This is a genomic window from Luteibacter sp. (assembly GCF_035539195.1).
Lineage (GTDB): Bacteria > Pseudomonadota > Gammaproteobacteria > Xanthomonadales > Rhodanobacteraceae > Luteibacter.
In genome coordinates this window covers 18655-39047 of sequence record NZ_DATLIW010000035.1, presented here as the reverse complement: position 1 = coordinate 39047, position 20393 = coordinate 18655, and the positions used below count along the sequence as shown (strand labels likewise).

Here is a 20393-nt window from a genome sequence, read left to right as displayed (position 1 = left end):
CGATTATGGCTAAGCCGGTCAAAACCAAGAAGAAGATCAAGCGCGTTGTCACGGATGCCGTGGCCCACGTGCAGGCTTCTTTCAACAACACCATCGTCACGATCACCGATCGTCAGGGCAACGCCCTGTCGTGGGCGACTGCAGGCGGCGCGGGTTTCCGCGGCTCCCGTAAGTCGACCCCGTTCGCCGCTCAGGTGGCAGCCGAAAAGGCTGGCCGCGCTGCTGGCGACTACGGTGTGAAGACCGTGGAAGTTCGCATCAAGGGCCCCGGCCCGGGCCGTGAGTCGGCCGTGCGTTCTCTGAATGCGTTGGGCTACAAAGTGCTCAACATTATTGACGTCACGCCGATTCCGCATAACGGCTGCCGTCCCCCCAAGAAGCGTCGCGTCTAAGGAGCATACCCATGGCCCGTTATCGTGGAGCTACCTGCAAACTTGCGCGTCGTGAAGGTGCCGACCTCGGTCTGAAGAGCCCGGCCCGCGCGCTTGATTCCAAGTGCAAGCTCGAGAACAAACCCGGTCAGCATGGCGCCAACAAGCGCGCCCGTCTGTCCGACTACGCCGTCCAGCTGCGTGAAAAGCAGAAGGTCAAGCGCATCTATGGTGTGCTCGAGCGTCAGTTCAGCAACTACTACACCAAGGCTTCGACCCAGAAGGGCAACACGGGTGAAAACCTGCTGCGCCTCCTGGAAAGCCGTCTCGACAACGTCGTGTTCCGCATGGGTTTCGCGGTTACCCGCGCCCAGGCTCGTCAGCTCGTGGCCCACAAGGCCGTGACGGTCAATGGCAAGAAGGTCAACGTGCCTTCCTACCACGTCCGTCCGGGCGACGAAGTCTCGCTGACCGAAAAGGCTCGCAGCCAGCTGCGCGTCCAGGAAGCAGCGACGGTTTTCGACACGATGGACCTTCGTCCGTCCTGGGTCGAGGTCGACAGCAAGAAGTTCGCAGGCACGTTCAAGGCTGTGCCGGATCGCGGTGATCTGCCGGCCGACATCAACGAAGCCCTGATCGTCGAGCTTTACTCGAAGTAATTCACCGGAGCCTTGCATGGCAGTTTCGTCAACTAGTGTGCTGCGGCCTCGTGGCCTCAGCGTCGAGCAGCTTGGAGCGAACCGCGCTAAGGTGGTGGTCGAGCCGCTCGAGCGTGGCTTTGGTCACACCCTGGGCAACGCGCTGCGTCGCGTGCTGCTCTCTTCGATCCCGGGCAGCGCCATCGTCGAGGTCGAAATCGACGGCGTGCTGCACGAGTACACCACGCTTGAGGGTCTGCAGGAGGACGTGATCGAAGTCCTGCTGAACCTCAAGGATGTTGCCATCCGCCAGCACAGCGGTGACGAAGTCACCCTGACGCTGTCCAAGAAGGGCAAGGGCGTGGTCACCGCAGGCGATATCGCGGTCGACCATTCCGTAGAAATCGTCAACCCGGACCACGTGATCTGCCACCTCACCAAGGATGTGGCACTGAACATGCGTCTGAAGGTGCGTCGCGGCGTCGGCTACCAGCCGGCCAGCGCGCGCCAGCATCCGGATGACGAGACGCGGCCGATCGGCCGTCTGCAGCTCGACGCGTCGTTCGCGCCGGTCCTGCGCGTGGCTTACGAAGTGGACGCCGCTCGTGTCGAGCAGCGCACCAACCTCGATAAGCTCGTGCTGGATATCGAAACGAACGGCACCATCGGCGCTGAAGACGCTGTCCGCAAGGCGGCTGAAATCATCAACGATCAGCTGTCGGTTTTCGGCGATTTCTCGCGCCGCGAGAGCGATTCGACCAAGGCGGAGAAGGGCGGGTTCGATCCGCTGCTGCTGCGTCCGATCGACGATCTCGAACTGACGGTCCGCTCGGCCAACTGCCTCAAGGCCGAAAGCATCTACTACATCGGCGACCTGGTCCAGAAGACCGAAGTCGAGCTGTTGAAGACGCCGAACCTGGGCAAGAAGTCGCTGACGGAAATCAAGGATGTCCTGGGCGGGCGTGGTCTCGCACTCGGCATGAAGCTCGAAAACTGGCCGCCGCCGGGTCTTTCCCACGGTATGCAGCTGGGCTGATAGTCACGGGGCGATCGCTTTTCGATCGCCCCGATTTCTTGCGCCATCCGGCGGATGCCTCGCGCATTTCCTCCGGAATTCCAAAGCGGTCCAAAGAGGCCGTGCTCTTATAGCGAGGCGTTCTGACAGCCTTGCATCAGCGGGTAATCCGCGGGAAGCCAGCTCATTCCGAGCGGCTTTTCATAACAACAGACCTTAGAGAGTAAACGCCATGCGCCACCAGAAATCCGGTCGCAAGCTCAACCGCACGAGCAGCCACCGCGAAGCCATGTTCAAGAACATGGCTGCGTCGCTGATCAAGCACGAGCTTATCCGCACCACCCTTCCCAAGGCGAAGGAACTCCGTCGCGTCGCCGAGCCGCTCATCACGCTCGCCAAGACCGACGGCGTCGCCAACCGCCGCCTCGCTTTCTCGCGCCTGCGCGACAAGCAGGCTGTCGGCAAGCTCTTCGTCGAGCTTGGTCCCCGCTACCAGTCGCGTCCCGGCGGCTACCTGCGCATCCTCAAGTGCGGCTTCCGCCCCGGCGACAACGCGCCGATGGCGTATGTCGAGCTGGTGGACCGCCCGGCCAAGACCGAAGCTGTCGACGCAGAATAAGCCGTCACCGGCCGATTCGAAGAAACCCCGGCAGGGCGACCTGCCGGGGTTTTTTTTGTTTCGGGCCGCGACCGGTGCATTGGGATATTTCTTACGCAACCTATTGATCCATGGTTACAAAAGAAACTTAACGCGGTTGCTGACAAGCACGTGCACAAAGGGTTAACGTGGGCGTTCCCCATCCCGTATCGTCTCTATGAACCTCTCGTTCCGCGGTCGCTACCTTGCCGGTTTCGTTGTCTGTGTGGCCCTCATGGCGTTCGCGCTCTACGCGCAGTACGTCATGCAGCTGGATCCCTGCCCGTTGTGCATCTTCCAGCGCATCGCCGTGTGCACCATGGGACTGTTCTTCCTGATTGGCGGGCTTCACGCGCCCCGCAAGACAGGCGTTCGCGCCGTCTACGCCTTCCTGATCGCGCTGGGTGGTATCTGGGGTGTCGTCACGGCGGGCCGCCATCTCTGGCTGCAGTCGCTCCCGGCGGCCGATGTTCCGGCTTGTGGGCCGGGGCTGGGGTACCTGTTCGACGCGTTCCCCTTCATGAAGATGCTCAAACTGGCATTCACCGGCTCCGGTGAATGCGCGAAGATCGAGCCGATCCTCGGCATTCCCATGCCCGGCTGGACGCTGTTCTGGTTCATCGTGCTGACCATCTGGGCGCTCGTCGCCGTTCGTCGCACCGTCCGTTGATTCCCCGCGCCGTCCAAGGCGCACTTACGAAGGCACCACCGTCATGCAGCACTCCCTCAAAGCCGTAGCACCCTCGTCCCTCGACTGGGCGCCGGGTTCGTGGCGGTCGAGGACCGCCCTCCAGCAGCCGACGTATAACGACGCGGACGAGCTCAATCGGGCCCTCGAGCAGCTGGGTCAGCTTCCCCCGCTGGTCACCTCCTGGGAGATCCTCGCCCTCAAGCAGCGCATCGCGGAGGCCCAGGATGGCGAGCGCTTCCTGCTCCAGGGTGGCGACTGCGCCGAGAGCTTCGCGGACTGCAACAGCCCGATCATCTCCAATCGCCTCAAGGTGCTTCTGCAGATGAGCCTCGTGCTCGTCCACGGCCTCAAGAAGCCGGTCCTCCGTGTGGGTCGTTTCGCCGGCCAATACGCCAAACCGCGCTCGGCCGACACCGAAACCCGCGACGGGGTCACCTTGCCCGCGTTCCGTGGCGATCTGGTCAACAGTCCTGACTTCACCCCGGAAGCCCGTCGCGCGGATCCGAATCGCCTGATCAAGGCACACGCGCGTTCGGCGATGACGATGAACTTCGTGCGCGCCCTGATCGATGGCGGTTTCGCCGACCTGCATCACCCGGAATACTGGGATCTCGCCTGGGTAGAGCATTCGCCGCTGGCTGCCGAGTACCGCCGCATGGTGGCCAGTATCGGTGACTCGCTGCGTTTCATGGAGACGCTGGCTGGCCAGTCGATCTCGAGCTACTCGCGCGTGGACTTCTACACGTCGCACGAGGCCCTCCTGCTGCACTACGAGGAAGCGCTCACGCGCCAGGTGCCGCGTCAGGATGGCTGGTTCAACCTGTCGACGCATTTCCCCTGGATCGGCATGCGCACCGCCGCGCTTGACGGTGCGCACACGGAATACTTCCGCGGCATCCGCAATCCGATCGCGGTGAAGGTCGGCCCGACGGTCCAGGCGGACGATCTGCTTCGTCTGATCGACGTACTGAATCCGAACGAGGAACCGGGACGCCTGACCCTCATCCATCGCATGGGCAACGACAAGATCGGCACGCACCTGCAGCCGCTGCTCGAAGCGGTGAAGCGGGAAGGGCGCCGCGTGCTGTGGGTAGCCGATCCCATGCACGGCAATACGGAAAGCACGACGAACGGCTACAAGACGCGTCGCTTCGCGAACATCGCTGGCGAACTGGACCAGGCGTTCGACATCCACGCGGCGGCCGGCACCCGCCTCGGCGGTGTTCACCTGGAGCTTACCGGTGAAGATGTGACCGAGTGCCTCGGCGGCGCCCGCGACCTCGTCGAGGGCGACCTCGACCGCGCTTACCGTTCGATGGTCGATCCACGCTTGAACTACGAACAGTCGCTGGAAATGGCGATGCTGATCGTGCGCAAGTCGGGCGGCATGGTTTGATGACGTTACGTTCCGCGTAAAGAGCCCGGCCTCGTGCCGGGTTTTTTACGCGTTGTTCGGGCGGGGTCGGGCTCCGACCTGGGGCGCCTTTACTGTGGGAACCGCGTCATCTGTGGGAGCCGCTTCAGCGGCGATGGGTGCTTGCCGCACCCTGGCCCGCTGCCGCGGGATCGCCGATGAATCGGCTCCCACAACATCGCCGATGAATCGGCTCCCACACCATCGTCCTCGTAACGTCGAGGTGCAGCCCCTTCCGACGCTTTCACTGTGGGAGCCGCTTCAGCGGCGATGGGTGCTTGCCGCATCCCGGCCCGCTGCCGCGGGATCGCCGATGAATCGGCTCCCACACCATCGTCCTTGTAACGTCGAGGTGCAGCCCCTTCCGACGCTTTTACTGTGGGAGTCGCTTCAGCGGCGATGGGTGCTTGCCGCATCCTGGCCCGCTGCCGCGGGATCGCCGATGAATCGGCTCCCACAACATCGCCGATGAATCGGCTCCCACACCATCGTCCTTGTAACGTCTAGGGGTAGCCTCTATCGCGTCGAACGAAGGCGAGGCCAAAGGCGAGCCCAAGGCTGCCTCAAACAGCAGCACCCAACACTACAACCCAACACTACAACCCAACGCGTAGCGCATGCTGCGCAAGCGCCCACGCCACATGCTCGCGCACGACCTCCGACGGATCGTCCGTGCGTGCCTTCAGTGCGGCGAGGATCTCGGTGCTGGTCGGCGCATTGCCCAGACCAACAGCCAGATTGCGTAGCCAGCCTTCGTACCCTGTGCGACGGATAGCCATGCCTTCGGTGCGCGAGAGAAACTCCGCTTCGCTCCACGCAAACAGATCGACCAATTTTGGGCCGTCGAGACTGTGGCGAGGGGCGAAGTCGGGCTCGGTCGCTTCCTGGGCGAACTTGTTCCAGGGGCAGATCAACTGGCAGTCGTCGCAGCCGAAAATGCGGTTGCCGATGGGCGCGCGTAGCTCTTCGGGGATGCTGCCCTTGAGCTCGATGGTGAGGTAGGAAATGCATTTGCGTGCGTCCAGGCGATAGGGCGCAACGATGGCCTGGGTCGGGCAGATGTCGATGCAGCGTCGGCAGCTGCCGCAGTGGGCAGTGGCCGGCTCGTCGACGGGCAAGGGGAGATCCGTGTAGAGCTCACCGAGGAAGAAATACGATCCGGCGCGCTTGTTGATGACGACGGTGTGCTTGCCGATCCAGCCAAGGCCGGCGTTACGTGCAAGGGCTTTTTCCAGTACCGGGGCGGAGTCGACATAGGCGCGGTACCCGAAGTCGCCGATGCGCTCGCCGATGCGCGCCGCGAGTTTCTGCAGCCGGTTGCGCATGACCTTGTGATAATCACGGCCAAGGGCGTAGCGGGCAACGTACGCCTTGTCGCCGTCGTTGATCACATCCCACGCATTCGCGGTGCCCGGCGGGATGTAGTCCATGCGGACAGAAACGACGCGCAGCGTGCCGGGCTCGAGTTCGGCCGGGCGGCTGCGGCGCGTGCCGTGCCGGGACATGTATTCCATCTCGCCGTGATGGCCGTCCGCCAACCAGCGTTCGAGGTAGGCCTCGTCTTTGCCGAGGTCGGTGCCGGAGATCCCGACATCGGCGAAGCCGAGTTCGCGCGCCCATGCCTTGATGTCGATGGCGAGAGCGGCGTAATCGATGGAGGGTGGGGCGGACATACGTGCATTCTACTTGCCCCTTCTATAATCCCCCGATGACCGCACCCAAGCCCGGCACCGCTCTCTTCACTTCGGCGCAGGCGCGCGCGATCGACCAGCGCGCGACCGCCGAGCTCGGCATCCCCGGATTCGAGTTGATGACACGCGCGGCCGCGGCCGCCTTCGCCATGCTGCAGCGTCGCTGGCCGGGCGCCCGGCAGCTGCGCGTGGTTTGCGGTGCGGGCAACAATGGGGCGGATGGCTACCTGCTCGCCCGCGATGCGCTGCTGGACGGGCTGGCCGTCAACCTGATTGCCCTGGGCGAACCCAAGGGCGCCGATGCCCTCCAGGCGCGCGACGCCTTCCTGGCCGCCGGCGGCCATCCGGGCCCGTTCGCCGGTTGGCCGAACTTGCCTCCGGCCGATGTGCTGGTCGACGCGATCTACGGCACGGGGCTGAATCGCGCGCCTGAAGGCGAGGCGCGCGACGCGATCGAGGCCATGAACGCCGCCGGGCTGCCCATACTCGCGCTCGATATGCCTTCGGGCCTCTCGGCGGATACCGGGGCGACGCCTGGCGCGGCGGTTCGCGCCACGGCGACCGCGACCTTCATCGTGCACAAGCGCGGCCTATACACCTTTCACTGCGAAGCGGCGGGCGCGATCGAACGTCATGCGCTCGGGCTGCCCGAATCACTGCTTGGCTCGCCCGACGCGCGGCTCCTGGTCGCCAGGCATCTTCCGCCGCGGCCGCGGGAGTCGAACAAGGGCGGCAACGGTCATGTGCTTGCGATCGGCGGCGACCACGGCACCGGTGGGGCCGTGCGGATGGCCGCCGAAGCCGCGCTGCGTACGGGGGCCGGCCTGGTCAGCGTCGCCACCCGCGACGAGAACGTGCTGGCGATGAATGCCGCCCGGCCCGAGCTGATGGCACATGGCATCCATGGTCCGCAGGACCTGCAGCCCATGCTGGACAAGGCATCGGTGCTCGCGCTGGGCCCCGGGCTCGGGCAGGCCGGCTGGGGGCACGCGCTATGGACCACGGCGCTGGACGCCGGCCTGCCGACGGTGCTCGATGCCGACGGTCTCAACCTGTTGCACGCCGAGGAGCGTTCGCTCCCGGCGACGGTCGTGCTGACGCCGCATCCCGGCGAGGCAGGGCGACTGCTCGGCATCGACACGCGGTCGGTGCAGGCGGACCGCTTCGCCGCCGTACGCGAGATGGCGCGGCGCTTCCAGGCGGTCGTCGTGCTCAAGGGCAACGGCAGCCTGATCGCCTCGCCGGCGGGCGAGGTCGCCGTATGCCCCTGGGGTAACCCCGGCATGGCGAGCGGCGGCATGGGCGACACCCTGACCGGAATCATCGCGGCGCTGCTCGGCCAGGGCTGCGACGCCTATGACGCTGCTTGCCTCGGTGTCGGCCTGCATGCCCGCGCCGGCGATGTCGCCGCGCGGAACGGTGAGCGCGGGCTGCTTGCCGGCGATCTGCTCGAGCCTCTGCGCCGCCTCGTCAACGGAGTGGACGCATGAGCGTCGGTACGGTCGAGCTGATCCTTGCGAACGAGGAGGCGACCATGGACCTGGGGCGTCGCCTGGCGGCGATCCTGCCTGCCGAGGGCCTCGTCGCGTTTCTCCATGGCGACCTCGGCGCGGGCAAGACCACGTTCGCCCGCGCATTTCTCCAGGCGCTGGGCGTCGGGGAGAGGGTGAAGAGTCCGACTTACAGCCTTGTCGAAGGCTACGACATCGACGAGCGTCGGGCCTTTCACCTCGATCTCTATCGCATCGCCGATCCGGGCGAACTGGAGTGGCTGGGCCTGGATAGCCTCGCCGAGCCAGGGTCGATCGTTCTCGTCGAGTGGCCGGAGCGGGGTGCGGGCGCCTTGCCACCGGTCGACCTTGCCTTGAGTTTTCGCCACGACGGGATGGGCAGGGCGGTGAGGATGGAGCCCAGGTCGCCGGCCGGCGTGCGCCTTGTCGCCGCGCTCGCACCGCCCCCTTCGTCGCACGGATAGCGGCCCCCATTGAGTCGGATTCGTTGTTCAGCCCTGAAAACAAGGGCTTTTTGCCTCCGGCATGCCCGTGGCTTGCGGCACATTCCTGTACGCCCGTTGACGAAGGTTTCGCAGGTTATGGATTAACAAGGGAAAACGTCTTGCATTCGTCGGGCGCTTGCAGTTCAATCCGGGCCGTATGAGGGGAATGACTATCAAACTTGGCCTCCTTGCGTGCGTGACCGCCGTCGCGACGCTCACTGCCGCTTCCGCGTCGGCCGCCGATGTGAAAGCGGCTCGCGCCTGGGCGGGCCCCGAGTACACCCGCGTGGTCTTCGACCTTTCCGGGCCGGCCTCCTACAAGATGTCGCAGGGCGACGTGCCCGGCAGCGTCGTGCTGGACATCGCCGGTAGCTCGGTCACCGGCGACTTCTCGCCGCCGGGCGGCCAGGGCCTGTTCAAGTCGATGACCGTAAGCAGGCAGGGTGGCTCGGCGCGCATGGTCGCGACGGTGGACCCCAAGGCCAAGCCGAAGAGCTTCCTGCTCAAGCCGGCCGGCGACTACGGCTACCGTCTGGTCCTCGATCTGTATCCGGGCGGGCAGAGCGACCCGGGCGACAATCCGCCGCCGGCCGCCGACAACGATTCACCGTCCGTGGCGTCCGCCATGGCCGATGCCACTGCCAACGCGCCGGCCCAGGCCCCCGTGCAGACACGTGGCCCCCGCGGTTCGCGCGGCAAGACCGTGCCCGCTGGCCGGCCGCCGATGCTGCCGACGGGCGACCGCAAGGTGGTGGTCGCCATCGACGCCGGCCACGGCGGTGAGGATCCGGGTGCGAAGGGTGCGACCGGCCTGCGCGAGAAGGACGTCACGCTCCAGGTGGCCCGCGAGCTGGCCGACCAGATCAACCGCCAGCCCGGCATGCAGGCCGTGCTGACGCGTAATGGCGACTACTTCATTCCGCTGAAGCGCCGCTACGAAATCGCCCGCGAACACAACGCGGACATGTTCGTCTCCATTCACGCCGACGCCTTCAAGAATGGGGACGCCAAGGGGTCTTCCGTCTGGGTCTTGTCGCCGCGCGGCAAGACCAGCGAGGCATCGCGCTGGCTGGCGGACCGGGAAAACCGCGCCGACCTGGTCGGTGGCGTGTCCCTGGACGACAAAGACGACAGTCTCGCCGCCGTCCTGCTGGACCTTCAGCAGGGTTACGCGATGCAGGCCAGCGAATCCATCGCCGGCAACGTGCTCAAGGCCCTGGGTCGCCTGGGCCCGACCCATCGTGGCTACGTGGAGCGTGCCAACTTCGTCGTGCTGCGCTCACCGGACGTCCCCTCCATCCTGGTCGAGACGGCCTTCATCACGAATCCGGCGGAAGAAACCCGCCTGCGCGACGACGGACACCGTCGTGAACTGGCCACGGCCGTCCTCGGCGGTGTGCGCAACTATTTCGAGTCGATGCCGCCGCCGGGCACGTGGTTCGCCGCCCAGGCGGCGCGTCGTAACGGCACGTCGTTGGCCAGCACGGCCGCCTCCGCACCGGCGGCGCCCGTCGTGGCTGCCGACGCCGGCGCCGTCGCTTCGGATGCGGTGAAGGCCGCGTCCCGCGCCACGTCGCCGAGAAAGACGCTGGCCAAGGCCGATATGCCGCCGCCTCCGGCAAAGGCCTCCAGCGGCCGCGCCGACGACAACGTGCGAGACCTGCACCGGGTCAACCGCGGCGAGACGCTGACCGGCATCGCCAACCAGTACGGCGTATCCGTGGGCGCGCTGAAGATGGCCAACAAGATGAACGACGACAATGTCCGCATCGGTTCGGTCATGGTGATTCCGTCGGGTTGATCGCCGTTCGGCAGTCCGGGGGACCTTGGGCTATCCTTTCGACCTGAAAGCACGTCAGGTCGTACCCCCATGCCCAGCATCCGTCCCCTGCCGCCCGAGCTGATCAACCAGATCGCGGCCGGTGAAGTGATCGAGCGTCCCGCCTCCGTGGTGAAGGAGCTCGTCGAGAACAGCATCGACGCCGGTGCGCGCCGTATCGAGGTCGATATCGAGCAAGGCGGTACGCGGCTGATCCGCGTACGCGACGACGGTGGCGGTATTCCGCGCGACGAACTCGCGCTGGCCGTGGCCTCGCATGCGACGAGCAAGATCGGCAGCTTCGACGATCTCGAGCGCGTGGCCAGCATGGGTTTTCGTGGCGAAGCGCTTGCGTCGGTGTCGTCGGTGGCACGCTTTTCCCTGACCTCCAGGCACCAGGGCGAAGATGCCGCGTGGCGCATCGAGGTCGACGGTGGCCGCCTGCAGGACGCCCGCCCGGCACAGCATCCGCCGGGGACCACGATCGAAGTGCGCGACCTGTTCTACAACGTGCCGGCGCGGCGGAAATTCCTCCGTGCGGAGCGGACGGAGTTCGCGCACATCGACGATCTGCTGAAGTCGTTGGCGCTGGCCCGCGAAGGTGTCGACATCCGCCTTACCCATAACGGCAAACCCGTGCGCCTGCTCAAACCGGCGCGCGACGAAAACGCCGCGCTCGCGCGTGTTGCCGAAGTGCTCGGCCCCGAGTTTCCCGGACAGGCCCTGCGCGTGGAACACGAGGCAGCCGGTCTTCGTCTGTCGGGCTGGGTCGGCTTGCCGACCGCCTCGCGCTCGCAGGCCGACCAGCAATACTTTTACGTCAACGGTCGCCTGGTGCGCGATCGCATCGTCGCCCACGCGGTTCGCCAGGCGTACTCGGACGTGCTGTTCCACGGTCGGCATCCGGTGTTCGTGCTGTTCCTGCAGCTCGATCCGACCGGCGTCGACGTGAATGTGCATCCGGCAAAGAACGAGGTGCGTTTTCGCGAGCAGCGCCTGATTCACGACTTCCTGTTCCGTACGCTGCACGAGGCCTTGGCGCAGACACGTGCCGGTACGTCGGTGCCGCCGGTGGAGTCCGCCTTGCCTGTGGGGATGGTTAACGGTGCCTTCGCGGCCGCGTCTTCGCCCGTGTCCGCGAGCATGCCTGCATGGCCGCAGTCGGCCAGTCAGTCGCGCCTGAGTCTCGGCGTGCGTGACGAGCCGCTTGCCGACTACGCGACGCTGTTCGGATCGCCGGGCTCTCCGCGTCCGTCGCCGGGAGCGTGGTCGCCACCGGCCGGCAACGAGTCCGACGCCGGCAGCGACGTGCCGCCGCTGGGTTATGCCATCGCCCAGTTGAAGAATATCTACGTGCTGGCCGAGAACGAGCATGGTCTGGTCCTGGTCGACATGCACGCCGCCCACGAACGCATCACCTACGAGAAGCTGAAGAACGGCCGTGTCACCGCCAGCCTGCGCTCGCAGATGATGCTGGTGCCTCTTTCGATCGCCGTGAGCGCCCGCGAAGCCGCGGCGGCGGAAGAGCATGCCGAGGCACTCGCGGAGTGGGGCCTCGAGCTGTCCCGTAGTGGGCCCTCCGGCGTCGTCGTGCGGCGTATTCCATCGTTGTTGGAAGGCGCCGACGTGGCGCAACTGACCCGCGACGTGCTCGCCGAACTGGCCCAGCACGGTAGCTCGCGCCGTCTCGAGGAGCTCGAAAACGAGTTGCTTTCGACCATGGCCTGCCACGGCTCGGTGCGCGCCGGGCGCCGCCTGGGCATACCAGAAATGAACGCGCTGCTGCGCGAGATGGAAGCCACCGAGCGGTCGGGGCAATGCAACCACGGCCGGCCCACCTGGGTACAGTTATCGGTCGGCGAGCTGGACCGGCTGTTCCTTCGCGGTCGCTGATAGCGCTATGCTGGATGGATAGACGTCCAAACGAGGTATCGCCATGATCCGCTCGCTCGCCCTCGCTTCCGTGTTCGCCGTGACCGCAGGCAATGCCATCGCCAGTGACGATTACACCGCTTCCGTCGAGAAGGTTCGCGCCGAGCGCCTGCAGACACTGAAGGCGCCGGATGGCTGGCTCAGTCTCATCGGCCTGGAGTGGCTGCAGCCCGGCGTCAATCGCATCGGCAGTGCCGGCGACAACGACATCGTGCTCAAGGCCGGGCCGGCGCATCTGGGCACGATCACGCTCGACGCCGCCGGCTCGGCCACCATCGAACTGGTCGAGGGCAGCGGTGTCCTCGTCGACGGACGGGAAGTGCGGCGCGCGACGCTCGTCGACGACGGCGGCACGGGCCGCAAGGCGACCGAAGTGCGCTTCGGCTCGGCGAACTTTTTCGTCATTGCGCGCGAAGGCAAGAAGGCCTTGCGCGTGAAGGACGCGAACGCCGATACGCGCGCGCACTTCGCCGGCATCGACTATTTCCCCATCGATCCGTCATGGCGCGTCGTCGCCGACTGGGTACCGTTCGATCCGCCGCACGAGCTGGAGATCGGCAACGTGCTTGGCGGCATCGACAAGGAAAAGGTGCCCGGCAAGGCCGTCTTCGTCCGCGATGGTCACACCTTCGAGCTCTACCCGATCCAGGAAGAACCGGACTCGCTGTTTTTCGTCTTTGCCGACCGTACCAGTGGCAAGGAGACCTACGGCGCCGCGCGCTTCCTCGATACCGCGCTGGCCAAGGATGGCAAGCTGATCCTCGATTTCAACCAGGCGCGGAATCCGCCGTGTGCGTTCACGCCCTATGCCACCTGCCCGCTGGCGCCGCCGGAGAACCGGCTGGATATCCGCGTGACGGCGGGTGAGAAGAAGTACGCGGGCGGACACGGCTGACCGACAGGAAAGTCAGGCGCCCTTGAACGTCGGCTTGCGGCGTTCCAGGAAGGCCGTCGTACCCTCGTGCATATCCTCGGTCGAGAAGGCGATGGCGAAGCCCTGGGTTTCGAAGGCCAGGCCCTGGTCGATGGCGCATTCGCCGCCTTCGATCACGGCCTCCAGAATGCCCTTGAGGGCGAGGGGCGCGGCGGCGGCGAGCTGGTCCGCCATGGCGTCCACCGTCGTGTCGAGCTCCTCGGCGGGCACCACCCGCGCCACGATGCCGAGTCGTTCCGCGCGGGCGGCGTCGATCTGCTGACCGAGCAGGCAGAGTTCGAGTGCCGCACCGCGACCGGCAAGGCGGGTCAGGCGCTGCGTTCCACCGAAGCCCGGGATCAGACCGAGGCCGATCTCCGGCTGACCGAAGCGTGCCTTCTCGCTGGCCACGCGGATGTGGCAGGCCATGGCCAGTTCCATGCCACCGCCTAGCGCGTAACCCTGCACCTTGCCGATGACCGGCTTGCCGAGGCGCTCCACGGTCAGCATCAGATCCTGGCCGGCGCGCGAGGCGGCCTGAGCCTTCACCGGCGCCCACGCCGTCATTTCGGAAATGTCCGCGCCGGCGACAAAGGCCTTCTCACCGGCACCGGCGAGGATCACCACGCGGACGGCGTCGTCCTGGGCAGCCTGGCGGAAGGCGAGGGTGAGTTCGGCGATGGTTTCCTGATTGAGCGCGTTGAGCTTGTCGGGACGGTTGACGGTGATCGTGCGGACGGCGTTGCGGTCCGCGGTGGTCAGGTTGCGGAAAGCCATGGCGATTCCTGGCAAGAGAGGGGAAGCGGATGTTAGCAGGGGAACCTTTACCCCCTGGAGGCGTCTGATGGCGGACGGGCGGCCTCGTGGCCGATGGACTATCCTCCACGCACGCTCAAAGTTCCGGGTTCACGGAGAACGGGATGTCACCCTTGCGTTTCCTGGTCATCGCGCTGTCACTGCTCAGTGGCGTGGCGCTCGCACAGTCGGCCCCGACCGCGCCGGCTTCCGGCGCGCCGGCGATCGACAAGACCAAGTTGTCCTATGCGATCGGCTACCAGATCGGTACCCAGTTCGCTAACAGCGCGCAGCCCGATGTCGACATATCCGTCCTGGTGAAGGCCCTGCAGGACGGCTACGCCAAGCGCGCTCCCGGCGTTCCGATCGACGTCATGCAGCAGCAGCTGGTGAACTTCGACGCCAAGGTGCAGCGCGATTCCGTCGTCGAATTCCGTCGCGTGGCCACAGCGAACGCGCAGCGCTCCGCGGACTTCCTTGCGCGCAATCGCAGCCGGCCCGGCGTGGTCACCTTGCCCTCCGGCATCCAGTACGCGGTGCTCGCCAAGGGCCGTGGCGCACAGGCGCAGATGACCAGCACCGTGGTGGTCAATTACCGCGGTGCGCTGATCGACGGCACGGAATTCGACAGTTCCTACGCCCATGGCAAACCGGTCACCTTCACGGTCAACCGGGTCATCGCCGGTTGGCAGGACGTGATTCCGCGCATGCACGTCGGCGACAAGTGGAAGGTGGTGATTCCTCCGGCCCTGGCCTATGGCGAGCGCGGCGAACTGCCGCGCATCGGCCCGAACGAGGCCCTCGTCTTCGACATCGAACTGGTCGATATCCAGCAGTAACCGGGCTGCGGCGCTAGAATGGCCGACGGTATGGCCATCGTCCCCTCGTCAACGCTTCCCCTGACACCCTGCACCGGCGTGTGTCGACTCGACACGCGCGGCCTGTGCGAGGGGTGCCTGCGCACCGGCGACGAGATCGCCCGGTGGTCCACGATGGACGACGTGCAGAAGCTCAGGATCATGAACGAAGTCCTGCCGCATAGGCAGGCGGGCTGATGGACGCCCTGCTCGCCAGGCTGCGTGCCGCCGTGCTTCCCTTGGAGGCACCGCCGGGCCCGAGGGGCTGGAACCACGCGGACATGGCCGAACTGATCGGCGCGGCGCCGCGTCGTCCCGCCGCGGTGCTCATCGGCATTCGCGACGACCGCGAACAGCGCGTCGTGCTCACCGTACGAACGGATACGCTGCAACAGCACGCGGGGCAAGTCGCGTTTCCGGGTGGCCGGGTCGAGCCTCACGATGTCGACGTGGTGGCCACGGCGCTGCGCGAAAGCGAGGAAGAAATCGGCCTCGATGCCGGCATGGTCACGCCACTGGGTTTTCTCGAAGCGTTCGAGACGATCAGCGGGTATTCGGTGACGCCCGTCGTTGCGCGCATCGCCGCCGACGCGGTGTTGAGGCCGGACCCGGGCGAGGTGGCGGAAGTGTTCGAAGTGCCCTTCGCCTTTTTCCTCGAGCCGGCCAACCTGCGTCGGTATACGATGGATTTTCGTGGCCATCGGCGCGAGATGGTCGAGTTTCTTCATGCGGGTTACCGCATCTGGGGCGTCACCGCGGCGATCCTCTACAACCTCCTCAAGCGGATGGGTCATCCATGCTGATTTCACGCACGCTGATCGATGCGGCGACCGCCGCGCACCTTCCCGCGGACGATGTGCTCTTCGTCGACTGCCGCTTCGATCTCGCCGATGCGGGAAAGGGGGATCGCGACTACGCCGCCGCTCATGTTGTCGGTGCAGTACGCGCCGACCTTGACCGGGACCTCGCCGACATGGCGACGCCGTCGAATGGCCGCGGTCGTCACCCGCTGCCCGAGGCCGCTTCGTTCTCCGCGTGGCTGTCGCATGCCGGATGGCGGCCGGACCTGCAGGTCGTCGCGTACGACGCCGCGGGCGGCGCGTTGGCGGCGGCGCGGTTCTGGTGGCTTGCGCGTCTTGCCGGTATCGACAATGTGGCCGTGCTCGACGGTGGCTGGGCAGCGTGGCTGGAGGCGAAACAGCCGGTGGACGGCGCCACGGTGCAGCGTGAGACGACATCGGTCCACGTGGTTTTCGACGAAGCGGGCACCGTGGGCGCCGACGAGTTGACGGAAGGTGTCGCCAGCGGGCATTTCCTGTTGCTCGATGCACGCGCCACGCCGCGTTATCGCGGTGACGTGGAACCGCTGGATCCGGTGGCAGGCCATGTGCCTGGCGCGAGGAATCATCCGTTCGCCGATAACCTCGATGCGCAGGGGCGGTTCCGCCTGCCCGAGGCGTTGCATCGCGAGTTCAAGGCGCTGATTGGAAGCCGTGGCGCGGAGAACGTCGTGCATATGTGCGGCTCGGGGGTGACGGCATGCCACAACCTGCTGGCGATGGAGTATGCCGGGCTGTGTGGGTCGCGGCTGTATGCGCCTTCCTGGAGCGGGTGGGTGAGCGATCGCTCGCGGGGTGTGGCGTTGGGTGATGCATAGAAGCATCGCCGCTGAAGCGGCTCCCACACAGAGCCCATGGCCCTGATCTCACACAGAGCCCATAGCCCTGATCTCACACAGAGCCCATAGCCCTGTACCCACAAAGAGTCCCATGGGCCTGCTCCCACACAGATGCCCATAGCCCTGTACCCACACAGAGTCCATGGGCCTGCACCCACACAGAGTCCATGGGCCTGCACCCACACAGGGCCTATGGGGCTGGTCTCACAGAGGGTCCATGGGCCTGCTGTATGTGGGAGCCGATTTATCGGCGATGGGGTCATAGGGCGACGCGACGGTGTTCCCGCGCACTGATCTGCGCCGCTTCGATCACACGGATCACATCGCGCGCCGATTGGGCTTCCACTGGCATGGTCGTGTTCTCGCGGATCGCCGTCGCCACGCCGTCGTAGAACGACGTGTAGCGGCCCGGTAGTGTATCGATCACCGTCGCCGTGCCGTCGGCGTCGGTGAAGCGGCCGAACGACAGCGGGTCGTCGCTGCCCCAGCCCTCGCCACCCGGTCGCCGGCCCGCGCGCAGGGCGGCTTCCTGACCGTCGATGCCGTATTTCACGAAGCTGCCGCCGTCGCCATGCACGAGATAGCGTGGACCGGGATCGCGAACCAGTACGGAGGCATGCAGCACCGCGCGACGGTGACCGTAGTCGAGAACCAGGTGGAAGTAATCGTCGGTCTTCGCGGCGGCGCGCTGACGGGTCACATCGGCGGTGATCGCGTGCGGCATGCCGAACAGCACGAGGGCCTGGTCGATCAGGTGGGCTCCCAGGTCGTACAGAAGACCGCCGCCAGGCACCTCGGTTTCGCGCCAGCCCTGCTTGATCTCCGGGCGGAAGCGGTCGAAATGCGCCTCGAAGTAAACGACCTCGCCCAGACGGCCGTCTTCGACCAGGCGGCGTACGGTCAGGAAATCGTTGTCCCAGCGGCGGTTCTGGAAGACCGACAGCTTGCGCCCGACCTGGTCGGCCAGGCCGATGAGCGCCTCGGCTTCGGCGGCGTTGAGCGTGAATGGTTTGTCGACCACGACATGCTTGCCGGCTTCCAGCGCCGCCCGAGCCAAGGGAGCGTGCGTTTCGTTCGGTGTGGCGATGACGACCAGGTCGATCGAAGGGTCGGCGAGCAGGGCGCGAGGATCCGCATACGCCACGGCCTCGGGAAAGTCCCGGCGGATCTCGTCGCTGCGGCGACTGCCGATGGCGGATAGACGTAGGCCTTCGGCCGCCGCGATCAAGGGTGCGTGGAAGAACGCGCCTGCCGTGCCATAGCCGATAAGGCCGGTGGAGATCGGGTGCATGGTCGCTCCTGGGTCGGATATGTCGCCAAGATTAGCGCGGCACGCCTGAGTGTTTCGTTTAAAGTCGAATCCTTCGATGGAGGAGCCGACCATGCCCATGCCGAAACACGCCGCACCTGTGCCTTCCTCGTCCATCGGCGAATGGCCCGACAAAGTGGTCCTCGTGACCGGCGGGGCGCAGGGCATTGGTCGGGGCATCGCCGAGGGCGTGCTGGCGGCGGGTGGTCGCGTCGTCATCGGCGATCGGGATGCCGAAGCGGGCAAAGCCTGCATCGATGCCTGGGACGTTGGCGATCGTGCGGCGTTCCTCGTGCTTGACGTGGCGAAGGAGGCGAGCGTCAAACGTTTCGTCGCCTACGCCCTGCGTCGTTTCGGGCGCATCGACGGTCTGGTCAACAACGCGGGCATCGCGAACGCCCACACGGGCCCGATCGAGAAGCTCGACTGGGCGGAGTGGAAACACCGCATCGACACCAACCTTGGCGGCACCTTCCTGTGCAGCAAGCACGCGCTGGCTTCGTTGAAGCAGTCCAACGGCGCGATCGTCAACATTTCCTCATCGCGTGCGCACCAGTCCGAACCCGACAGCGAAGCCTACGCGGCCAGCAAAGGCGGCATTGTCGCGTTCACCCATGCGCTCGCGATCAGCGCGGGGCCGGTACGGGTCAACGCGATCAACCCGGGTTGGGTCGTCGTCGACGACTGGAGAAAGCCCTCCGCGAGGCGTAAACCGAAGCTCTCGGCAGCCGATCACGCGCAGCATCCCGTGGGCAGGGCGGGTGTTCCGCCCGACATCGCGGCGCTGGCGGTGTTTCTCCTATCGTCGCAGGCGGGCTTCATCACCGGCGAAAACTTCACCGTGGACGGCGGCGTCGCCCGCAAGATGCATTACGTGTAGCGCGTATACCGTTTCAGCGGCACGGTAGTCTTGCCGCCTGGATCGAAGCGGCCGTTGGCCTCGTTGTAGTCCCACTGTTCGACCAGGCAGGCGGAGCGATCGCCATGCGCATCGTGCCGGATGAGGTTGAATGAGTTGCTGATCCCTTCCCGGATGCGCGTGGATAGCGCCGTGCCCGCCTGGACGGACCAGAGTTCGCTGGCCAACGCGCGTGCGGGCGTATCGAGCGGGCGAACATAGGGCAGGTGGATATGACCGCCAAGCACGAGGTCCGCACCGGCGGCCGCCCACGCCGCGATGGCGCGCTCGTGGTTGATCAGCAGGTTGCCGACATCCTTTTCGCGAATGACATGCACGGGCTGGTGTGTGACGACGATGCGCAACTGCGCATCGGTCGCCTGGCGCAGACGCGCGCAGACACGCTCGATCTGTTCGTCGGACACCTCGCCGTTCTTGTGACGTCGCGGCCGCGCCGTATTCACCCCGATCGCGAGCACGTCGTCATTGACGAACTCCGGCGCGAGGTTCTCGCCGAACGCGCGCCGATACCCTGCGAATGGCGAGAAGATGCGCGCGAACACATTCGCCAGTGGGATGTCGTGGTTGCCAGGAATCACCAGCGTGGGCCGGTCGTAGCCGTCGACGAAACGCCGGGCGGCATCGAACTGGGAACGTCGCGCACGCTGGGTCACGTCGCCGGAAAGGATGACCAGCGCCGGCCGTATCGACACCAGCAACTCGGTGAGCGCCGCCACGACGGCGGGCCGCTCGGTGCCGAAATGCGTATCCGAGATATGCGCGATGGTGCTCATCCGGGATCCTCGCCGGGCTGGCGCACCCCGTCGGTGAGCAAGGCAAGCGGACGCGGCGCCGCGCGGAACACGATGGGCGGATCGAGCCAGACGATCTCGCCGTCGACGGCCACCTTGAGTTTCTCGCGATGGCGTTTCGGGGTTACGGTGATCTCGCGGAAGGCGAAGCTGACGGCATTCTGCGCGTCGCCAAGCCTGCCCAGCGCACCGCGAACGATCAATCCGAGCATGGTCAGGCGGCCGATCGGCTTGAGGACGAGGCCGGCGAGGGTGCCGTCATTACGCTGCACGTCGGCGGCTTCGGCCAGGCCGATCTTCTCCAGTTGCAGCGCGTTGTTGCCGACGAACAGGGTTGGTGTACGCAGGTTCCGCGAGCGCGTGCCATCGCTGACGTCGATGCGCAACGGCCGGTAACCGCGCATCATCGTCGCCAGGCCCGACCACAGCGCGACGATGCGATGGCGGCCGAAGCGTTGCTTCCAGGCCTCGCGGTCTTCGAGCACCTGCGGATAGAGGCCAAGGCTGGCATTCACGAGGAAGACGCGATCGTTGACCATGCCGATCTGGGCGTGGCCGAGTGTCGCGCGCAGCAGCGCCTCCGTCGCGCCACGCGTATCGGTGGGGATGCCGTGGGTGCGGCCGACGAAGTTGAACGTGCCCTGCGGCAGCACGCCCATCGGCAGTTGCTCTCGCCACGCGGCGGCGGCCACGCCGTTGATCGTCCCGTCGCCACCGGCCGCGACGATGGCACCGCCCGACGCCTTCGCATAAGCGATGGCATCGCGCACCACGTCGGCGATATCGCCGCCGCCGTCGAACAGGAAAAAGCGGTGCGGGCGACCGGCGGCGTCGAGGATCGAGGCGATCTCCTCGCGAGCGATGGCCGCGTCCTGGTGGCCGGAGCCCGCATTCATCACGATGGCGAAGGAGAGATCGTTGGTCATC

21 protein-coding genes are annotated in these 20393 nt (G+C 66.1%); 16 read left to right on the top strand and 5 right to left on the bottom strand.

The annotated features are described in order from the left end of the window. The first annotated feature begins 5 nt into the window (after nucleotides 1-5). From rpsK to VM621_RS13840, 6 genes are all read left to right on the top strand, one after another. Entirely contained in the window at nucleotides 6-392 is a 387-nt protein-coding gene (gene rpsK, locus VM621_RS13865; protein ID WP_007513384.1) for a 30S ribosomal protein S11, read from the top strand. Nucleotides 393-403: 11 nt separating this feature from the next. Next, nucleotides 404-1030, top strand: coding sequence for a 30S ribosomal protein S4 (gene rpsD / locus VM621_RS13860; protein ID WP_159894000.1), 627 nt, complete (start codon nucleotides 404-406; stop codon nucleotides 1028-1030). A gap of 16 nt (nucleotides 1031-1046) precedes the next feature. After that, complete coding sequence (locus VM621_RS13855) at nucleotides 1047-2045, top strand: DNA-directed RNA polymerase subunit alpha (protein WP_036115434.1); 999 nt, start codon at nucleotides 1047-1049, stop codon at nucleotides 2043-2045. 211 nt (nucleotides 2046-2256) lie between these two features. Continuing rightward, nucleotides 2257-2643 carry a 50S ribosomal protein L17 gene (gene rplQ, locus VM621_RS13850; RefSeq protein WP_325469558.1) on the top strand — a complete coding sequence of 129 codons (387 nt, stop codon included), beginning with the start codon at nucleotides 2257-2259 and terminating at the stop codon, nucleotides 2641-2643. Between the two features lie 196 nt (nucleotides 2644-2839). After that, nucleotides 2840-3331, top strand: coding sequence for a disulfide bond formation protein B (locus tag VM621_RS13845; RefSeq protein WP_325469557.1), 492 nt, complete (start codon nucleotides 2840-2842; stop codon nucleotides 3329-3331). A gap of 43 nt (nucleotides 3332-3374) precedes the next feature. Further along, entirely contained in the window at nucleotides 3375-4748 is a 1374-nt protein-coding gene (locus tag VM621_RS13840) for a class II 3-deoxy-7-phosphoheptulonate synthase (RefSeq protein ID WP_325469556.1), read from the top strand. 614 nt (nucleotides 4749-5362) lie between these two features. Here VM621_RS13840 and queG read toward each other — a convergent pair. Beyond that, nucleotides 5363-6439 carry a tRNA epoxyqueuosine(34) reductase QueG gene (gene queG / locus VM621_RS13835; protein WP_325469555.1) on the bottom strand — a complete coding sequence of 359 codons (1077 nt, stop codon included), beginning with the start codon at nucleotides 6437-6439 and terminating at the stop codon, nucleotides 5363-5365. 35 nt (nucleotides 6440-6474) lie between these two features. Here queG and VM621_RS13830 point away from each other — a divergent pair, with 35 nt between their 5' ends. The 5 genes from VM621_RS13830 to VM621_RS13810 all read left to right on the top strand — a co-directional run bounded on the left by VM621_RS13830 (nucleotide 6475) and on the right by VM621_RS13810 (nucleotide 13099). Further along, nucleotides 6475-7947, top strand: a complete 1473-nt coding sequence (locus tag VM621_RS13830) for an NAD(P)H-hydrate dehydratase (protein WP_325469554.1) — start codon at nucleotides 6475-6477, stop codon at nucleotides 7945-7947. Continuing rightward, on the top strand, nucleotides 7944-8432 hold the full coding sequence (gene tsaE, locus VM621_RS13825) for a tRNA (adenosine(37)-N6)-threonylcarbamoyltransferase complex ATPase subunit type 1 TsaE (RefSeq protein WP_325469553.1): 489 nt from the start codon (nucleotides 7944-7946) through the stop codon (nucleotides 8430-8432). The genes VM621_RS13830 and tsaE overlap by 4 nt, the downstream gene beginning before the upstream one ends. A gap of 178 nt (nucleotides 8433-8610) precedes the next feature. Next, nucleotides 8611-10254, top strand: a complete 1644-nt coding sequence (locus VM621_RS13820; protein ID WP_414674538.1) for an N-acetylmuramoyl-L-alanine amidase — start codon at nucleotides 8611-8613, stop codon at nucleotides 10252-10254. A gap of 69 nt (nucleotides 10255-10323) precedes the next feature. Continuing rightward, complete coding sequence (mutL, locus tag VM621_RS13815; RefSeq protein ID WP_325469551.1) at nucleotides 10324-12165, top strand: DNA mismatch repair endonuclease MutL; 1842 nt, start codon at nucleotides 10324-10326, stop codon at nucleotides 12163-12165. A 43-nt stretch (nucleotides 12166-12208) separates the two neighbouring features. Then, entirely contained in the window at nucleotides 12209-13099 is an 891-nt protein-coding gene (locus tag VM621_RS13810; RefSeq protein WP_325469550.1) for a DUF1684 domain-containing protein, read from the top strand. A 12-nt stretch (nucleotides 13100-13111) separates the two neighbouring features. Here the strand turns inward: VM621_RS13810 and VM621_RS13805 are convergent, their stop codons facing one another. Then, nucleotides 13112-13894 (bottom strand): enoyl-CoA hydratase/isomerase family protein, encoded by a 783-nt coding sequence (locus VM621_RS13805; RefSeq protein WP_325469549.1) that lies wholly within the window; start codon nucleotides 13892-13894, stop codon nucleotides 13112-13114. 143 nt (nucleotides 13895-14037) lie between these two features. Between VM621_RS13805 and VM621_RS13800 the strand changes: the two genes are divergently transcribed. The 4 genes from VM621_RS13800 to VM621_RS13790 are packed head-to-tail and all read left to right on the top strand — an operon-like array spanning nucleotide 14038 to nucleotide 16426. Continuing rightward, nucleotides 14038-14751 carry an FKBP-type peptidyl-prolyl cis-trans isomerase gene (locus tag VM621_RS13800; RefSeq protein WP_325469548.1) on the top strand — a complete coding sequence of 238 codons (714 nt, stop codon included), beginning with the start codon at nucleotides 14038-14040 and terminating at the stop codon, nucleotides 14749-14751. 18 nt (nucleotides 14752-14769) lie between these two features. Beyond that, a complete protein-coding gene (locus VM621_RS19635; protein WP_414674537.1) occupies nucleotides 14770-14967 on the top strand; it encodes a DUF1289 domain-containing protein in 198 nt (65 codons plus the stop codon). Then, a complete protein-coding gene (locus tag VM621_RS13795; protein ID WP_414674536.1) occupies nucleotides 14967-15572 on the top strand; it encodes a CoA pyrophosphatase in 606 nt (201 codons plus the stop codon). The genes VM621_RS19635 and VM621_RS13795 overlap by 1 nt, the downstream gene beginning before the upstream one ends. Beyond that, a complete protein-coding gene (locus VM621_RS13790) occupies nucleotides 15566-16426 on the top strand; it encodes a sulfurtransferase (RefSeq protein WP_325469547.1) in 861 nt (286 codons plus the stop codon). Before VM621_RS13795 ends, VM621_RS13790 begins: the two co-directional genes overlap by 7 nt. Before the next feature lie 280 nt (nucleotides 16427-16706). On the opposite strand, the gene VM621_RS13785 is transcribed toward VM621_RS13790, so the two are convergent. After that, complete coding sequence (locus tag VM621_RS13785; protein ID WP_325469546.1) at nucleotides 16707-17738, bottom strand: oxidoreductase; 1032 nt, start codon at nucleotides 17736-17738, stop codon at nucleotides 16707-16709. 97 nt (nucleotides 17739-17835) lie between these two features. Between VM621_RS13785 and VM621_RS13780 the strand changes: the two genes are divergently transcribed. Then, nucleotides 17836-18636 (top strand): SDR family oxidoreductase, encoded by an 801-nt coding sequence (locus VM621_RS13780; protein WP_414674539.1) that lies wholly within the window; start codon nucleotides 17836-17838, stop codon nucleotides 18634-18636. Here VM621_RS13780 and VM621_RS13775 read toward each other — a convergent pair. Continuing rightward, the gene (locus VM621_RS13775) at nucleotides 18627-19448 is read right to left on the bottom strand and encodes a metallophosphoesterase family protein (RefSeq protein WP_325469544.1); all 822 of its coding nucleotides are present in this window, start codon (nucleotides 19446-19448) and stop codon (nucleotides 18627-18629) included. The genes VM621_RS13780 and VM621_RS13775 overlap by 10 nt on opposite strands. After that, nucleotides 19445-20392 (bottom strand): diacylglycerol/lipid kinase family protein, encoded by a 948-nt coding sequence (locus tag VM621_RS13770; protein ID WP_325469543.1) that lies wholly within the window; start codon nucleotides 20390-20392, stop codon nucleotides 19445-19447. Before VM621_RS13770 ends, VM621_RS13775 begins: the two co-directional genes overlap by 4 nt. Nucleotide 20393: the final 1 nt, after the last annotated feature.

Excerpts from the sequence above, each read along its gene's own strand:
- rpsK (WP_007513384.1), top strand. The coding sequence starts at position 6 with ATGGCTAAGCCGGTCAAAACCAAGAAGAAGATCAAGCGCGTTGTCACG.
- rpsD (WP_159894000.1), top strand. The coding sequence starts at position 404 with ATGGCCCGTTATCGTGGAGCTACCTGCAAACTTGCGCGTCGTGAAGGT.
- VM621_RS13855 (WP_036115434.1), top strand. The coding sequence starts at position 1,047 with ATGGCAGTTTCGTCAACTAGTGTGCTGCGGCCTCGTGGCCTCAGCGTC.
- rplQ (WP_325469558.1), top strand. The coding sequence starts at position 2,257 with ATGCGCCACCAGAAATCCGGTCGCAAGCTCAACCGCACGAGCAGCCAC.
- VM621_RS13845 (WP_325469557.1), top strand. The coding sequence starts at position 2,840 with ATGAACCTCTCGTTCCGCGGTCGCTACCTTGCCGGTTTCGTTGTCTGT.
- VM621_RS13840 (WP_325469556.1), top strand. The coding sequence starts at position 3,375 with ATGCAGCACTCCCTCAAAGCCGTAGCACCCTCGTCCCTCGACTGGGCG.
- queG (WP_325469555.1), bottom strand. The coding sequence starts at position 6,439 with ATGTCCGCCCCACCCTCCATCGATTACGCCGCTCTCGCCATCGACATC.
- VM621_RS13830 (WP_325469554.1), top strand. The coding sequence starts at position 6,475 with ATGACCGCACCCAAGCCCGGCACCGCTCTCTTCACTTCGGCGCAGGCG.
- tsaE (WP_325469553.1), top strand. The coding sequence starts at position 7,944 with ATGAGCGTCGGTACGGTCGAGCTGATCCTTGCGAACGAGGAGGCGACC.
- VM621_RS13820 (WP_414674538.1), top strand. The coding sequence starts at position 8,611 with ATGAGGGGAATGACTATCAAACTTGGCCTCCTTGCGTGCGTGACCGCC.
- mutL (WP_325469551.1), top strand. The coding sequence starts at position 10,324 with ATGCCCAGCATCCGTCCCCTGCCGCCCGAGCTGATCAACCAGATCGCG.
- VM621_RS13810 (WP_325469550.1), top strand. The coding sequence starts at position 12,209 with ATGATCCGCTCGCTCGCCCTCGCTTCCGTGTTCGCCGTGACCGCAGGC.
- VM621_RS13805 (WP_325469549.1), bottom strand. The coding sequence starts at position 13,894 with ATGGCTTTCCGCAACCTGACCACCGCGGACCGCAACGCCGTCCGCACG.
- VM621_RS13800 (WP_325469548.1), top strand. The coding sequence starts at position 14,038 with ATGTCACCCTTGCGTTTCCTGGTCATCGCGCTGTCACTGCTCAGTGGC.
- VM621_RS19635 (WP_414674537.1), top strand. The coding sequence starts at position 14,770 with ATGGCCGACGGTATGGCCATCGTCCCCTCGTCAACGCTTCCCCTGACA.
- VM621_RS13795 (WP_414674536.1), top strand. The coding sequence starts at position 14,967 with ATGGACGCCCTGCTCGCCAGGCTGCGTGCCGCCGTGCTTCCCTTGGAG.
- VM621_RS13790 (WP_325469547.1), top strand. The coding sequence starts at position 15,566 with ATGCTGATTTCACGCACGCTGATCGATGCGGCGACCGCCGCGCACCTT.
- VM621_RS13785 (WP_325469546.1), bottom strand. The coding sequence starts at position 17,738 with ATGCACCCGATCTCCACCGGCCTTATCGGCTATGGCACGGCAGGCGCG.
- VM621_RS13780 (WP_414674539.1), top strand. The coding sequence starts at position 17,836 with ATGCCGAAACACGCCGCACCTGTGCCTTCCTCGTCCATCGGCGAATGG.
- VM621_RS13775 (WP_325469544.1), bottom strand. The coding sequence starts at position 19,448 with ATGAGCACCATCGCGCATATCTCGGATACGCATTTCGGCACCGAGCGG.
- VM621_RS13770 (WP_325469543.1), bottom strand. The coding sequence starts at position 20,392 with ATGACCAACGATCTCTCCTTCGCCATCGTGATGAATGCGGGCTCCGGC.